Below are 15,997 nucleotides of genomic sequence, written 5' to 3'. Positions count from 1 at the left end.
AGGAAAGCCTCTTTACTTTACATGTAAACATGTTCGCAAACGATCGTTTGATCCTATTTGATTGCTTTCTATCTTTAATGTTTTATGAGGAATTTTTATGACAATTGACCTAAAATCAATTCCAAAGGAAGCCAATGTAGGCTCAATTCTTATCATTGATCATTCACGAATGTTTTCAAAAATGCTTCAAAAAGAGCTTAACGCTTTGGGTTATCCCATACGACATGCAAACACTTTACACGCGGCCATAGAACTTCTCACCTTTTTATCCTTTGACTTGATTGTTTTAGATCTAACGCTTCCTGATGGCGAAGGGGAGCTTATTTTGCAAAATCTTCATATTTTTGAAAAACATAAAATCCTTGTTTACACGTCAGACACCAAAACAAAACGATGCAATGATTGGTCACACTATGGCGTTTTAGGCTATCTATGCAAAACCTCTCCGCTCTCGTTTGTGGGACAAGAGATTGATAGAACCATGAAAGCCATTTTAAAAAATACAACCAACTCTATTTTAGTCATTGATGATTCACCCACAAGCGCACAGCACATTCGAGAACTTTTAGAACCGCTAAACTATCATGTTGAGATCGCGTATGATAGTCCTAGTGCACAAAGACTTCTTAATGACACACCTTTTGATCTTATTATCCTTGACTTTACCTCTTCCAATAACAAGGGTGAATCCTTTTTAGTGCAATTTCGCTCCATGAAACAGAGTATCCACATTCCTATTTTTGTCCTTACAGAACACTACAACGCAAATACCGTTAGAAAGCTTATCAAACAAGGAGCCAATGAGTTTTTTCATAAACCTTTTATTGGGGAAGAACTCTTGCAAAAAATCGCTTATTGGATTGATTTTGGACGAAAAACCAAAGAAAATTTCTATCAAAAAACGATGTTGCAAGAGTATAAAAATGCGGTTGATCGCAGTACCATCGTTTCAAAGACCAATAAAGAAGGCATCATCACCTATGCCAATGATAAATTTTGTCAAATCTCAGGTTATCGTTATGAAGAATTGATAGGACAACCACATAGCATTGTGCGCCACCCAAGTGTCCCCAAAGAGACATTTAAACAGATGTGGGAGACTATCTTAAAAGGCAAAAAATGGGAAGGTGTCATCAAAAATAGACGAAAAGATGGCACAGCGTATTGGGTGAATGCGGTGATTAATCCTATCGTAGACCACAATGGCAACATTGTTGAATTCATCAGCATTCGAACGGATATTAGTAATGTGCATAAAATTCATGATTCGCTTGAAAACCAACTCAAAATTTCGGAGCAGAACTTTGAAGATGCATACCATATGTCCAAACAATATGAAAATGCCATCAATAAAAGTACCATTCTGACCCGTACGGATTTGGAAGGCAATATCACCTTTGCCAATGAAAATTTCTATAAAACAACTGGCTTCAACGAAGCAGAAGTGATTGGGAAAAATCACAATATTACCCGTCATAAAGATACACCCGATGAAGTATTTGTTGATTTATGGGGATCGCTCAAAAAAGGTAAAGTCTGGAAAGGTGTTTTAAAAAACCAGAAGAAAAATGGTCAAGCGTATTGGGTTTATTCAACGATCTTACCTATTTTCAATAAGAACAATACTCCCCTCGAATATATGGCAATCCGGCGTGATGTCAGTGAAATTATTACTTTACATGTAGAGCTTGAAGCAACGCAACAAGAGGTTATTTACTGTATGGGAGAGATTGCCGAAAGCCGCAGTAAGGAGACGGGCAATCATGTCAGGCGTGTCGCGGCCTATTCTCACCTATTGGCTCAAAAATACGGCCTCGATAAAAAAGAATCGGACCTCATCGCGTCAGCTTCCCCCATGCATGATATAGGAAAAGTAGGGATTCCCGATGCGATTTTACACAAACCCGGTTCGTTAAGTGAAGAAGAGTGGACGGTTATGCGTACGCACTCGATGATTGGCTACACCATTTTGCAAAACTCTACGCGACCACTCCTCAAGGCAGCCGCGACCATTGCTAAAGAGCACCATGAAAAATACGATGGTTCAGGCTACCCCATGAATCTTAAAGGCACAGAGATTCATCTTTACGCACGTATTGTAAGCATTGCGGATGTGTTTGATGCTCTGAGTCATGACCGTTGTTATAAAAAAGCATGGGAAGATGCAACTATTTTTGAATTTTTTGAAAATGAGCGTGGAAAACATTTTGACCCACAAATTGTTGATCTCTTCCTTAATGCAAAAGAAGACTTTTTAGCCATCCGCGATAGCCTCAAAGATGCGCTTACCTATGCTATCTAATTAAGCATATGCCTCAAGAGGCATTGACCTCTTTGGAAAAAATCATCCAAAATTTTAAAGAGCTTTACATGTAAAGTTTTTCGTCACTTCTGTGTAGATGCAGCTAGTTGTATGCCAAGCCCCGCAAAGGTCAATGCAAAACCACGTCGTAGCCATGCTTGCACGCGGCGTGATTCCATCACACTTTGACGAAAACTATGTGCTAAAAGACCATAAATAACAAATACCACAAAGGTCATCAGCATAAACACCGCACTTAAAACCAACATATCACCCAACGGAGATACTGTTTCTGGTTTGACAAATTGCGGTAAAAACGCCAAAAAGAAAATGGTCAATTTGGGATTGAGGATATTGAGTAAAAATGCTTTGGTCGCTAAAGAGATTGCACTGGTGCGCATGGAAATCGTCTGCGTTTCAAAACCACCTTTGTCCCTCCATGTCATGACCGCAAGATAGAACAGATATAAAACACCTGCAAACTTCAGCACTTCAAACGCAAGTGCACTCGTGTGCATAATGGCGGCAAGTCCAAAAATCGTTGCTAAAAGGTGTGGCACAATTCCCGCTGTACACCCAAGAGCCGCGTAAATACTCGCTTTTTTCCCCTGAGCTAATCCCGTAGAGATCGTAAAAAGAACACCCGTCCCGGGAATCAGCACCACAATCAAAGAAGTCATCAAAAATTCAACGCTTATCATGACAAGACCTTTAAAGTAAAGAAGTAGAACAATTTTATCACAGATTCTCTGTGGCATTCACCAGCTTGAACGCTAATGGCTTCGATAATGTTGAACGAACAGAACTACACTCAAGTGCTGTTAACAGTTTTTGTTTCTCTTCAGGGGAAAATGCTTTTCCAAAAGAGACACCATATTCAAATGTTGGCTGTTCTGGGTCGTCTCGATTTAAAGAGACGTGAACATTCACCTCTGAAAGTGAGATAGAAAGTTTTTCAGCATGCATTCTAAGTGACATATTCATACAACACGCCAACGCCGCTTCCAACAACTCATGAGGCCTAAAGCCTTGCTCTGCACCTCCTTTGTTTTTCGTCGTATCGGCATAGGCACTGAACATGCCATTCGTAAAATGCGTGAGATACTTTTCGTGTTGACTTTCACTGATCATCATTGTTTCATCCTTTCGATAATTCACTTTACATGTAAACGTTTTTACTTGCTCAATTGCACTTCAAGGCGCATCATAGAAATATGCACTCTTCCTTCCTGATCGGGTGGGCAAAGGGCTAAGTAAGCCTCGATCCACGCCTCAATAAATGTCTCTTTGAGCGCGTGTGGCACAGGGTTAATAAATGGAAACCACGTGGTCTCAAGCCAACCGCGAAATGCTTTGAGATTTTCATGCACCATATCTTTAAACACCAAATGCGCTTGGTGCGTGCTAAAACCTATATCGCCCAGTAACGCCTCGTACGTAATGTCCGAATGAAAGGTATAAGGCGACTCAAATCCCCCGAAATAGGCTGCATAGTCTGGAAGAATGTGATGGAAGGCTTCAAACACTTTTTCGCCGTTCCCTGCTCCTCCCATCTGCAAAATCGCTCTGCCTTTGGGTTTGAGTGCTTTGTAAATGCCTTCCAACACTGCGTGATGGTCTTTCACCCAGTGCAACGCCGCATTGGAAAACACCACATCAAAGTGCTCGTTAAAGCTTAGAGCTTGTGCGTCCATCTGCATAAATGCAGGCTTTGAAAAAGCCGCTTTGGCATACGCAATCATTTCGCTACTAAAGTCGATGCCGACCACTTCACCACTGGTGCGGCGACTCAACGTATCCGTAATCTTTCCATCGCCACACCCAATGTCCAAAATGGATTCATTGCCTTTAAGCTCCATCTTTTCGATCAACTCGTTCGCCCAAACCGCCTGCCCTTTTGAATTTGCCGCATAGGCACCTGCTTTCCAGTATTCACTCATACTTTTTTCCTTTTTACATGTAAACGCTTAAAGCTTGCACATCTGGCGAAAGACTTTGAAAATTTCCTCCGCATTGACCTCAATACCCTTCTCATCGCACAACTTTTGAACTTCCAATGCAATTTCAATTTGCATATTTTTCGTCGTCTCAATGCCGTAAAATTCCTTCAGCACATACGCCACGCCACCTTTGCCTGACTGCGAGTTAATGCGCACCACATCGCGGTAATCCCGCTTGATATCCTTGGGGTCGATCACAAGGTACGGTACGTGCCAATAGCCATCTAACACCACCTTTTGGTACTCCATACCTTTCTTTATGGCGTCCTGATGCGTGCCCGAAAAAGCCGTATAGATCTGTGATCCTACATAAGGGTGACGGGGAGGAATACTGCTGTGCGTCAAAGTGATGATCTCCTGCAAAATCGTATCGATGTTATAAATATCCAACATCGGGTCAATCCCTTGTGAGTAAAGATTAAACGCCAACGTGACTAAGTCAACATTGCCCGCTCTCTCGCCATTACCCAAAAGTGTGCCCTCAACCCTTTGTGCCCCCGCTAAGATCGCCATCTCGGCACTCGCTACCGCGCAGCCTCTGTCATTGTGCGGGTGAACACTCAAAATAACCGCGTCACGTTCCAACATTTGTTTGCTCATCCACTCGATTCTATCGGCATAGATGTTGGGTGTGCATGCCTCCAAAGTGTTTGGCAAATTGATAACCATCGGTGCATTTTTCGTTGGCATCCACTCGCTAATAACCGCATTCACCACATCGCGTGCAAACTCCAACTCCGTTTGGGAAAAGCTCTCAGGTGAATACTGAAACAACACATCGCCTTTGAATTTTGCCGCCTCTTCTTTGATGATGCGCGTTCCTTCAACCGCTAAAGCGATAATCTCCGCTTTGCTTTTGTCAAACACAATTTTGCGTTGATTATCCGCGGTGGGATTGTAAAGGTGCATCGTTACTTTTTTTGCTCCTTTCATCGCTTCGAAAGTTTTTCTGATGTGTTTCTCGATGGAAGGCATTAAGACGGCAACCCTCACATCATCAGGGATCAAGTTTTGCTCAATCAACATGCGACAAAAGTCAAAGTCCATTTGAGAAGCGCTCGGATACGCGATCTCAATCTCTTTAAATCCCATCTCCACCAATTTTTGAAAATACGCCAATTTTTTGGTCGTATTCATCGGCTCAATAAGAGCTTGGTTGCCATCGCGTAAATCCGTACTAACCCAAATGGGAGCGCCTGTTATAACGTTACTTGCCCACTCACGGTGAGCTAAATGTACCAATGGGTACGGTTTGTATTTTTTAAAAGTTTGTGCAGTTTGCATAGAAATATCCTTAAGTTATATTTTATAACGCAACTTTGGCAAAGCTAAAGTTGCTACGCTAACGCTGAGTTTTCTTCGGCAGAAAGCCCACGCGCACTTTGCGCTTCAAATTAAAATCTTGCATCATTGCAAGAAAAACAACAATGAAAATGATAAAAATTGAGCTAATTAGATAGAGGTATCCTCAGGGCTAAAAAGCCAATTTAAAAATCAACAGTGAAAATAAATGGGGTTAAGAGTGAAGTATTAACGGAGCTTCAGGAGGAGGACGACGACGAGTGATGCGTTAGAAAATTGCGCAATGCTCTGAGGTTGGTGTATGGTTTGATGGGTGATAAAAGTTTCCATCTGTTCTCCTTTAAGAAAATTTGTAATGCGTAGTATAGCACAGAAGTTGAAAAATCGCAAAATACATTAAAAATAATTTTCATTGACACAATATTACTTACGTGCTATTTTTGAATGTGCTACTCTCATGCTATAAACTTGCTATAAAATTTTTAATATGAAATATAAAGGGCTTAGATTCCAGTTTGACTGGCTAAAAATGACTTAAAGTGTTACTGATTTATAACACTTCAGGCTATATGATTTCTTATAAAGGCAGCACATGTTATTAACCATCAAATCCAAAATGATATTTTTATTATTACTCTTCCTTCTCAGTACAGGAAGCCTCACCTATCTTCTCATTTCAAATACAACAGGCGCTAGAAAGACGGCAACTACGATAGAAACCATTGGTGCATTGCGTTCTTTGAGTGCTACGCTTGGAACCTACGCTAGAGGCTACCAACTTAACTATGACACAAAAAATTACGATGGCTATGATCAAACGTATAAAGAAATCATAAAAACCATTGATATTTTAAAGGAAGAAGTCAAAAATCCAGTGTATGTCAAAAATCTGGATACGATCAAAGAAAGCACTGTTGCCTATCATACAGGCAATGAAACACGTTTTCGTATTATCAAAGAGCATACGTATAAAATTCATGCACCAGAGTTTGTCGATTCCAAAGACGGTCAACTGCTTCAAAAGCTGAGTGAAGAAGGAGCGGGTCACTATTTTAAACTTCTAACGATGATCAAAGAATTAAGCAGTACCCTCCAAGAATCTGAATTTAAATCACTGGAAACCTCTAAAGTAATTGGCATTACTGCTTCCGTTATTTTAATGGTAGTGGTCACTTCACTCTTTTTATTTATTATCAGCAAAATTCGTCTTTCAATCCAAAAAGCATCCGATGGTTGTACCTACATCGCTCAGAATAAAGATCTCAATTATAAAATACAAACGGGTGAAAAAGATGAAATTGCACAAATGATGAACATTTTCAATGCACTGTTAGTCCAACTTGCCAAAGCGATTGATGAAGCAAAACAGAGTGCTCAAGAAAATGCCGCGGTTGCGGAAGAGCTTTCAAGCACGTCACTTCAAATTGGTCGAAGCACAGAAAATGCAGCACGTGAGATTGAAGAGACAACGCAAGAAACAGAATCGGTTGTCTCTATTTTAGAAGTAAGTTCCAATAGCTCTCAACAATCAGGTCAAGTCATTGCCACTGTTTCAAACGAACTTACCAATGCTTCAGAAGAGGTGCTTGCCGTTTCAGATGAACTCAAAAACGTCGTAGTCAATCAAACAGACCTCTCTTCAAGGCTGGATCATTTGGATCAAGACGTTGCGCAAGTAAAACAAGTGCTTTCTGTTATAGCCGATATTGCCGAGCAAACCAACCTTTTAGCGCTCAATGCCGCCATAGAAGCTGCACGCGCAGGTGAACATGGTCGTGGTTTTGCGGTTGTCGCGGATGAAGTCAGAAAATTGGCAGAACGTACCCAAAAAAGCCTCGTTGAGAGTAATGCAACCGTTGCGGTCATTGTCCAATCCGTCAGCGCCGCTTCAGAGATGATGCGTAAAAGTGCAACAGAGATCCAACAGTTAGGAGATCGTGCAGAAACAACACAAACGCTTATGAGAACAACTGTTACCAATATGGATAATGCCAAAACAGGAGCGATTCAAACAGCAAGTGATGCCAATATGGGTCGTGAAAAAGCCATTCATGTCATTGAGCGCATTCGACACATCAGTTCTATTTCAAACACGAATGCTAGAAGTGTTGAAGAAATTGCCGCAGCGGCAGAGCACCTTGCAAAACTCTCCGAAGAGCTAAACCTTTCTCTCGCTCAATTTAAAACGATCTAAGAGCGTTTCTGTTTTCCCCTCAAAGAGAGCTTTACATGTAAAACTCTCTTAGGGTAAAATTACGCTTTGAAAAGCTGATAGATCGAGCTAAAGTCTTCATCACCATAGCCGCTCATCTTCGCTTTGCAAAAAAGCTCTTTGGTAACACTTGCGGTGTACAGTGGACGATTCAAACTGTACGCCAAGTCTTGCAGACAATGCAAATCTTTCGTGATGGCAGCGGTGCTAAAATGCGGACTAAAGTCTTCATCGATGAGCTTTTGCGTTTTTGCTGCCAACACCAGTGACTTTCCGCCACCTGCTCCTAAAATGTCCAACAACTCTTTTTTATCAATGCCACACGCTTCTCCAAGCGCCGTACACTCAGCAATCGTCGCCATGAAAGAACCCAAACAAAGGTTATTGATGAGTTTCATCTTTGCTGCAAACCCAGCCTCTTTGAGATGGAAAATGGTAGAGGAAAATTTCTCGAGTAATGGTTTACATGTAAGATAAACACTCTCACGTCCAGCGCAGACTGCTGTGAGTTCACCTTTAGTTGCAGGCACAACGCTCCCTAATACAGGCGATTCAAGGTAACTTCCTCCATGTTTTTCAACCATAGCATGAAACTCAATCACATCGTTGAAATGATTCGTCGAAAGATCGATAATGGTTTTACCTTTGAGATTTGCGCTTAAAAGTCCATTTTCCATCGTGAGAACATTGCGTACACCTTCTGAGTCAAACAGACACATCAACACCGTGTCGCATTTCTCGATGAGCGCTTTTGGGGAACTCTCACACACAAAGCCTTTGGCTTCTGCTTTCGCTTTGGTGCGGTTCCATACCAAAACCTCTTCGTTCATACTCATTAACCGTTTTGCGATCGCCGTTCCTAAATTTCCAAGTCCTATAAAACCTATTGCCATGTTCATTCCTTGTGGTAATTTTTAGAATTATAGTCTAAATTAGACACTTTATCAAGACAATTTTTTAAAAGTTGTGTTATGATTTCTCTATGAAAAAAGAACTCAAACCTTATGTTGCACTTTGCGATGCCATCGGAAAACTGTTTTACCCTAACGTCGAAGTTGTGATGCACGACTTAGAAGCCAAAAAACTAGTGCATATCGTCAATGCATTTTCCAAACGTCGCATCGGTGATGCCATGCTGAGCGAACTCAAAGACTTAAATAGCATCAAAGAGAACTGGGTTGGACCGTACGATAAAACCAGCAGCGAGGGCAAACGCCTCAAAGCGGTGAGCATCATCGTGCGAGACGTCGATGAAAAACCCATTGGGATGATCTGCATCAACTACAACACAGAGCCTATTGCATCGCTGTTCGAGTCACTCAAAGGCTTTTTACATGTAAACGACTCCGAGCCAAAACCACCGGTACTTTTTTCACAAAGCTGGAGAGAGCATACCGATGAGACGATAGAGAAGTATTTGAGTAGCAAAAACATCGCCCTTTCAGGGCTTTCAAGTGACGATAAAAAAGAGTTGGTCATTTTCTTAGAGAGCGAAGGCATCTTCGCTATTCGCAACGTTGTGGGGTATATCTGCTCGGTTTTAAATGTTTCCAAGGCTACAATTTATAATTGGTTGAAAGTGGTGAGAGGTTAAAACACTTTTATTTTTTCTTCGACCCATTGGCAATACTCAGCATAGCCAATGGCATTATAATTCACCGACAATGGATTCATAAAGCCGTGTAAATACTCTGTTTTTACACAGGTGATATTCTCTTGTTTCGCAAGCTTAATTATCACCTCATCCACGTCAAAGTGTTTCTCAAATGTGGGGAAAATAAGTGTACACGGCACACGCGGTTTTGCATCTAAAAAATGGCGAATCTGCGAAGAGTAAAATCCAAAAAAACTTTTTACATTTGCACTTTTTCGCCCATCAAGTACGTTCCAAAATGCTGAAGCTCCCATGCTAAATCCAATTAAAATTAGCGTTTCATTAGCATGTGCATCGAGTGCTTTCATGCACATTTTGGCATAATTTTCAAGCCCACACAATCGGTTAAATGCCTCATACGCTTCATCTTCATTTTGAAAATCCATTTGCTTTGCATCGTAAGGATCAATGATATGCACTGCTTCACAGATAAACTCTAAACGGTATTTGAACGCTTCAGTGGCTTTTGTATCACCAAAAATGTCGGTAGCTATGAGAATATGCGGCATTTATCATCCCAACTTCCATATCTTAAACCGTCTATTTTTAATCGTCGTAGCACACAGTCCCTCAAACGCTTTATCAGCATATTCGCGCGCTATGGCAACATAAGAAAATTTCTCTAAGATGTCGATTTTACCGATAACGCCAGCTTCCAGTCCTAAGTCTTTGGTGAGGGTTCCCAAGATGTCACCTGCGCGCATTTTGTGTTTTTTGCCTGCGTCGATACACAGTGTGATGTACAGGGCTTTTTTAGGCTTTGAAAGGGTTGGATTTAGATCACTGATGCTTTTACATGTAAAGGCAAAATTGGACTCTTTAAGTTCTTCAAAGAAGCCCTCTTCTCGTGGCGTGACGAAGCTGACTGCCATGCCTTCTTTTTCCATGCGTCCTGTTCGTCCGATACGATGCGTGTAAATTTCCATCGTTTGAGGGAGTTCGTAGTTGATGACCATCTCGACATCTTTGACATCCAGTCCGCGTGAGGCGAGGTCGGTGGCAACGAGGATTTGCGCACTGCCGTTGGCAAAGAGAAGCAAGTGTTCATCTCTGTCTATCTGCTCTAAGTCACCATGTAAGGAAAGCGCGTCAAAACCTTCATCGAGTAGGTAGCCTTGAAGCTCGGCGACCCCGATTTTGGTTTTGCAAAAGATGATGACCGACTTAGCGTCACTTTCGAGTAAAACACCTTTAAGTGCTGCTTCTTTTTCGCGTGGCTCTACGGTGTAGCATACTTGCGTGATATTAGGAGACGTAGTGGCTTCTTCTTCAATGCTGACATGTAAAGCGTCATTTTGCACTTCATGGCACATGCGCTCGATCTCTTTGGGGAAGGTGGCGGAGAAGAGCAAGGTTTGGCGTTTTTGTGGCATCTTGGCGATGATTTTTTCGATATCTTCGTAAAAACCCATATCGAGCATGCGATCGGCTTCATCGAGGACGAGTGTTTTAATGTGCTCAAAGTTGATGGTCTTCTCTTGCAAATGCTGCAAAATGCGCCCTGGCGTTCCCACAACGATATGTGCGCCATGCTCTAGGTTGATGCACTGTGGTACAAAACGAGCACCGCCACAGAGTGTGACGATCTTGATATTATGGGCAAATCTGGCAAGTCGTCTGAGCTCTGCGCTGACTTGTTCAGCAAGCTCGCGAGTGGGACATAGCACGACAGATTGGATGCGCATGGAGTTTACATGTAACGCCATCAAAAGTGGTATTCCAAACGCTGCTGTTTTTCCACTGCCTGTTTTGGCTTTGGCAACAAGGTCACGGCCTGCAAGCGCTAAAGGAATGCACGCTTTTTGAATCGGAGTCATGGATACATAACCCAAATCATTGAGGTTTTGGAGCATTTTAGGCTCGGTGATAAACGCGTTAAACATGGAAACCTTTGTATAATTTTAAATAAAAATTTATTCTTTCTAAGATGTCAAATCGTAGCATAATTTTAGCCTGTATACTCTTTGAACAACAAAAAAGTTATTTCATTTGGTATAATCTATTCTTTTAAAAATTTCGTACTTTTTTTACCATTCTTAAAAGGTAAAAAGGGTCATATAAAAGGGTCATATGCAACGTTATCCTAACTTTAAAAGTTCTATTGCGTCTCGTCTTTTTGGTGTTTTTGCATCCAAAGAGTTTCCAAGTCCAATACAACGCATCATCAATCAAACCTATGTTTCCATGATGAAAGTTGATCTGATGGAATTTGAAGAAGTTTCTGCTTATAAAAGTTTAAATAAGCTCTTTACCCGAAAATTTAAAACCAGACGCCTTTTTAATATCAGTAAAGAAACCGTCATCTCACCATGCGATAGTCTTGTCAGTGCTTTTGGAACCATAGAAAATGCATTAGCCCTTCAAATCAAAGGTTTTAGCTACAGTGTAAGAAAATTGCTGGGTGATTACATCGCAAAACAGGAGAAAGACCGCTTAGAAGGTGGTGTTTATGTCAATTTTTACCTCTCTCCACGTGATTACCACCGTTACCATGCCCCGATCGATATGCGTGTTACAAAAGCGTTACATATTCCGGGTAAACTGTATCCTGTCAATTTTTGCTGGTTAAAAAAAGTACCGGGATTGTTTCTTGAAAATGAACGTGTTGTACTAGAATGCTACACCAAAGAAAATACTCTTTTTTACATGGTCTTTGTTGGCGCTTTAAATGTCGGTAAAATGGCATTTACCTTTGATAAGACCATCCAAACCAATGCTAAAGAAAGCCTTCAGCAATGCTATCTTTATGACAATCTTTTCCTCTCAAAAGGAGACGAACTTGGCCATTTTGAAATGGGTTCAACCATTGTTATGCTTTTTGAAAAAGAATCTATCAATCTCGAACTTAGTGGTGTCACACACGTCCAATTTGGGCAACCTATAGGAGGATTAATCAATGGAATTCATGCAAACAGCGCCTCTCAAACAGTCGAGTCAAGAGATGACGCTTCTTTACATTGAAGATAATGCCCAGGATAGAGAGACTGCAACAAACCTTTTTTCAGAGTTTTTTAGCAAGATAATCGTAGGCGTCGATGGAGAAAATGGTGTCCATTTATATGAACGCTACCACGAAACGATTGATCTTGTCATAACTAACATTACGATGCCTCGTATGAATGGCATTAAGATGATTCAGAGCATACGAAAACTGAATCCTGAAGTTGCCATTATTGTCCTTTCTTCGCAGGATGAGGCACATTATCTCACGCAAACCATTGAAATAGGTGTGGATGGATACTTGCTCAAACCTCTGCATACCGTGCAACTGACACAAACACTCAACAGTGTTCTTGAAAAACTGCATTTACGCTATGAAAACAAGAAAAATTCACTTTTACTCAAACAGTACGAAAACATTACCAACGTCAGTTCTATCATCTCTAAAACCGATCCTAAAGGCGTTATCACTTTTGTCAATGATAAATTTTGCCAAATTTCAGGGTATACCAAAGAAGAGCTACTTGGTAAATCTCATAATGTGATTCGTCATCCCGATATGCCTAAAGCTGCTTTTCGAGACCTTTGGAAAACGATTAAAGATGAGAAAAAAACATGGCAAGGTATTGTTAAAAACCGCGCTAAAAATGGTGATACATACTATGTTAAAACAACCGTCCAGCCCATTTTAAACCCAGAGGGTGAGGTTGAAGAGTACATCTCTTTACGCCATGATATTACTGCTATCATGAGCGATAAAAAACAGCTTTTTGATTTTTTGGAAGCCAACCGTCTTTCCGTTCTCATTTTAGTGCAAATTGAAGACTATCCCATTTTGGAAAAGTTTTATGACAGAGCCAGTGTTGGCAAAATAGAAGATACCTTTGGTCGGGTTATGCTTTATCTGATGCCCAATCGTTGGGGATTTCAGCGCGTCTACAATCTTGAAAATGGCCTTTATGCTTTTGCGATCGATAGGCGAAGTTGCCGCGCTAAAAAAGAAGAAATCCATGAGGTATTAGAGCAGTTTCTTCTTAATGTCAAAGAGCACATTGTTAAAATTGATTCTATCGAATATGATATTTCCGTTATTTGCAGTTTTACGTATGGTATTTTTAAAGTTTTTGAAGATGCAAAAATTGGTATCGACCATGCGATTCAAAGTAAACAATCTATCGTCTATGCCGATGGACTCTCTGGGATTGAGTATGACAATGCGCTGAAAAATATAGAGACCATTCACATGATCAAAACAGCGATTGATACGGGTAAAATCATCTCTTATTTTCAACCTATCATCAACAATGTAACTCAAAAAATTGAAAAATACGAATCTTTAGTGCGCCTGATTACCGAAGATGGGCAGCTTTTAACACCTGCTTATTTTTTAGAAACGGCCAAGAAGGGGCGTTACTATACCAAAATTACCAAAATCGTCTTAGACAACTCATTTGCTGCACTCTATAAAATACCCGAAGCTTCTATTTCTATCAATCTCTCCATGCACGACATCGAACGTGAAGAGATCACACAGTATATTTTAGCCCTCCTTCGTCAACACCATACGGAAGCACCTCGCATCATCTTTGAGCTCTTAGAGAGTGAAGATATCAAAGATTTTTTAATGATTAAGAAGTTCATTCAAACGGTTAAAGCACAAGGGGTAAAGATTGCTATTGATGACTTTGGTACAGGCTACTCAAACTTTGAGCGATTGCTCTCTTATGAGCCTGACATCCTAAAAATTGATGGAAGCATCATTAAAAATATTCAACACAACGAACTCAATCAACACATTGTTGAGACAATGGTACTCTTTGCGAAAAAGCAGCACCTCACGACGGTCGCTGAATTTGTTGAAAATGAAGCGATTTATGAGATTGTGCGTGAAATGGGCATTGATTATTCGCAAGGGTATTACTTCGGAAGACCAGAGATGTTTTAAAAGACTCTTTTACATGTAAAGCTTTACATGTAAAAGAGTGTATTGGTTTTAGAACTTATACACAGCACTAAATCTAAATTCATCTTTATCTTTAGCACCTGCATAATCACGATTTTCTTTATCGTACATCGCTAAGAAATTAAGCCCTTTTAGAGCACCATCAAAGGCATAATTACCTGTCAACGAAATGTAGGTTGCTTTGCCATACGAGAGGTCATCATCGTCTGTTACCGTATACGCAACATTTAGCGTCGTGGTTGGGCTAAACGCATAACCGAGGCCTATAGCATACGCTTCCGTATTGGCAGGATAGCTACTAGAAAGTATGATAGTACCCGTGTAAGCAAGATCAGCACCCCAACCAATACCAGGTGTGACGGTTGCGTCTTTACTGACATTGGTGTAGGCTACATAACCACTCACAGCGCCGTATCCTAGGCTTGCTTTAAGTCCGTACAAGTCAGAGCTTTTCGTACCCGTGATCTCTTTATCGTTGTAATAGTATTGCGCCGCTAAGCCGTAGGTAAACGCATTCATGGCAACACTGTACGCCGCTTCAGCATACGCCATGGATCCTTTAGTGTTAATGTCTTCAGCATACGCTGCGGTTAAGGTCAAGCCTGTAATGGATTTATTTACCGCTACGAGGGTATACGCGCCATCTTCTAAAAGAGGGGAAGTACCGTAAGGGTTGCTATAGGTCGTAAATTTGCCGACGTTTCCAGCCCCATCGGTTTGCGCTTGAAACTTTTGAACGTAGGCTGCGGTTAATGTGGTATTAGGAAGATCGGTATTGACGATGCTTGCACCCTCAAAGGACTCTTTGATGATACGGTTGCCTAATGAGGCGATGAGAGGTGTATCTAAGAACATTCGACCCACTTGAACGGTGGTTTTACCCGCATGGTAAGCGAGATATGCTTCTGAAAGCTGTGCGCCAGAGCCGTACTCATCCCAACCAAATTGTTGTTTTGCATTGGAACTCGCAAAGGGAGCATTATTGGATTGTCCTGTTAAGCCAAGGCTAAAGCCATTCAAAGAGCCTGTTTTATAATTGAGCATAACACCCATATTAAAAATTGAATCACTCGGAATGGAAGGATTGCGATCGCGATCCCAGTAAAATGCCTTTAACTCACCACTTATTTTACCTTCTTTAAAGGCATCAGCCAACGTATCTGCACCAAAAGAACAGGTACTAAGTCCTGCAACACAAAGAGCTGCCAAGCTAAGATTTGCCAATTTCATCCGTTTCTCCTTCATAGTAAAAACACTTTACATGTAAAGTATATGTGACGTTAATTTATGCCAAGAATGATGCGCTATTTTCAATCAGATCCGCATCCAGACAGACGCATAAACTCATCTGCCTATAACCTTTAATATGCCCGTTGTTTTAACAATTAATTTGAAGCTTCAAGGAAAATTTTAAATAAAAAAAAGAGCAAAATAATCGCAAGGAAAAAAGAGTTTTATTGACGAAAAAAAAATAGTAGATTTTTTGCAAAATTAAATTTAGAAGAAGTAAAAGCACCCAAGGTGCGTGGGCATTCTGCCGAAGAAAACACAGTGTTAGCGTAGCTTTTAGAGCTTGGCTTTAAAAGCGTGTTTAGAGTTCTGTAGGAACTCTAATGAGAAAACG

Annotated in this window: 13 protein-coding genes; 5 read left to right on the top strand and 8 right to left on the bottom strand. The window is 40.9% G+C overall.

Annotated features, from left to right (window positions below; genetic code table 11):
- Positions 1 to 97 precede the first annotated feature (97 nt).
- Positions 98 to 2,302: a PAS domain S-box protein gene (locus Sdiek1_RS04500; protein WP_087438089.1), complete on the top strand. Its 2,205-nt coding sequence runs from the start codon at positions 98 to 100 to the stop codon at positions 2,300 to 2,302.
- An 83-nt stretch (positions 2,303 to 2,385) separates the two neighbouring features.
- Here the strand turns inward: Sdiek1_RS04500 and Sdiek1_RS04495 are convergent, their stop codons facing one another.
- Genes Sdiek1_RS04495 through Sdiek1_RS04480 form a run of 4 tightly spaced genes read right to left on the bottom strand, consistent with a single transcriptional unit; the run spans position 2,386 to position 5,586 of the window.
- Complete coding sequence (locus Sdiek1_RS04495) at positions 2,386 to 3,060, bottom strand: LysE family translocator (RefSeq protein ID WP_238099154.1); 675 nt, start codon at positions 3,058 to 3,060, stop codon at positions 2,386 to 2,388.
- Positions 3,041 to 3,436, bottom strand: a complete 396-nt coding sequence (locus tag Sdiek1_RS04490) for an OsmC family protein (protein ID WP_087438088.1) — start codon at positions 3,434 to 3,436, stop codon at positions 3,041 to 3,043. Before Sdiek1_RS04490 ends, Sdiek1_RS04495 begins: the two co-directional genes overlap by 20 nt.
- A 41-nt stretch (positions 3,437 to 3,477) precedes the next feature.
- The gene (locus Sdiek1_RS04485) at positions 3,478 to 4,242 is read right to left on the bottom strand and encodes a class I SAM-dependent methyltransferase (RefSeq protein ID WP_087438087.1); all 765 of its coding nucleotides are present in this window, start codon (positions 4,240 to 4,242) and stop codon (positions 3,478 to 3,480) included.
- A 27-nt stretch (positions 4,243 to 4,269) separates the two neighbouring features.
- The gene (locus tag Sdiek1_RS04480; protein WP_087438086.1) at positions 4,270 to 5,586 is read right to left on the bottom strand and encodes a 2-isopropylmalate synthase; all 1,317 of its coding nucleotides are present in this window, start codon (positions 5,584 to 5,586) and stop codon (positions 4,270 to 4,272) included.
- A 610-nt stretch (positions 5,587 to 6,196) separates the two neighbouring features.
- Here Sdiek1_RS04480 and Sdiek1_RS04475 point away from each other — a divergent pair.
- A complete protein-coding gene (locus tag Sdiek1_RS04475; protein WP_087438085.1) occupies positions 6,197 to 7,798 on the top strand; it encodes a methyl-accepting chemotaxis protein in 1,602 nt (533 codons plus the stop codon).
- Between the two features lie 59 nt (positions 7,799 to 7,857).
- Here Sdiek1_RS04475 and Sdiek1_RS04470 read toward each other — a convergent pair whose 3' ends face one another.
- Positions 7,858 to 8,709, bottom strand: a complete 852-nt coding sequence (locus tag Sdiek1_RS04470; protein WP_087438084.1) for an NAD(P)-dependent oxidoreductase — start codon at positions 8,707 to 8,709, stop codon at positions 7,858 to 7,860.
- Positions 8,710 to 8,798: 89 nt separating this feature from the next.
- On the opposite strand from Sdiek1_RS04470, the gene Sdiek1_RS04465 reads away from it, so the two are divergent.
- The gene (locus Sdiek1_RS04465; protein WP_087438083.1) at positions 8,799 to 9,410 is read left to right on the top strand and encodes a helix-turn-helix transcriptional regulator; all 612 of its coding nucleotides are present in this window, start codon (positions 8,799 to 8,801) and stop codon (positions 9,408 to 9,410) included.
- Here Sdiek1_RS04465 and Sdiek1_RS04460 read toward each other — a convergent pair.
- Both Sdiek1_RS04460 and dbpA read right to left on the bottom strand, forming a co-directional pair.
- Positions 9,407 to 9,979: a hypothetical protein gene (locus Sdiek1_RS04460; RefSeq protein WP_087438082.1), complete on the bottom strand. Its 573-nt coding sequence runs from the start codon at positions 9,977 to 9,979 to the stop codon at positions 9,407 to 9,409. The genes Sdiek1_RS04465 and Sdiek1_RS04460 overlap by 4 nt on opposite strands.
- 3 nt (positions 9,980 to 9,982) lie before the next feature.
- On the bottom strand, positions 9,983 to 11,353 hold the full coding sequence (gene dbpA / locus Sdiek1_RS04455) for an ATP-dependent RNA helicase DbpA (protein WP_087438081.1): 1,371 nt from the start codon (positions 11,351 to 11,353) through the stop codon (positions 9,983 to 9,985).
- 187 nt (positions 11,354 to 11,540) lie between these two features.
- Here dbpA and Sdiek1_RS04450 point away from each other — a divergent pair, with 187 nt between their 5' ends.
- Together Sdiek1_RS04450 and Sdiek1_RS04445 are read left to right on the top strand one after the other, a co-directional pair.
- A complete protein-coding gene (locus tag Sdiek1_RS04450) occupies positions 11,541 to 12,431 on the top strand; it encodes a phosphatidylserine decarboxylase (protein ID WP_087438080.1) in 891 nt (296 codons plus the stop codon).
- Positions 12,367 to 14,355, top strand: a complete 1,989-nt coding sequence (locus Sdiek1_RS04445; protein ID WP_238099152.1) for an EAL domain-containing protein — start codon at positions 12,367 to 12,369, stop codon at positions 14,353 to 14,355. The genes Sdiek1_RS04450 and Sdiek1_RS04445 overlap by 65 nt, the downstream gene beginning before the upstream one ends.
- A gap of 48 nt (positions 14,356 to 14,403) precedes the next feature.
- On the opposite strand, the gene Sdiek1_RS04440 is transcribed toward Sdiek1_RS04445, so the two are convergent.
- Positions 14,404 to 15,603, bottom strand: a complete 1,200-nt coding sequence (locus Sdiek1_RS04440) for an OprD family outer membrane porin (protein WP_087438079.1) — start codon at positions 15,601 to 15,603, stop codon at positions 14,404 to 14,406.
- Positions 15,604 to 15,997: the final 394 nt, after the last annotated feature.

The organism is Sulfurospirillum diekertiae, from assembly GCF_002162315.1.
In the GTDB taxonomy this organism is placed as follows: domain Bacteria; phylum Campylobacterota; class Campylobacteria; order Campylobacterales; family Sulfurospirillaceae; genus Sulfurospirillum.
This window is presented reverse-complemented; position numbering and strand designations above follow the sequence as displayed.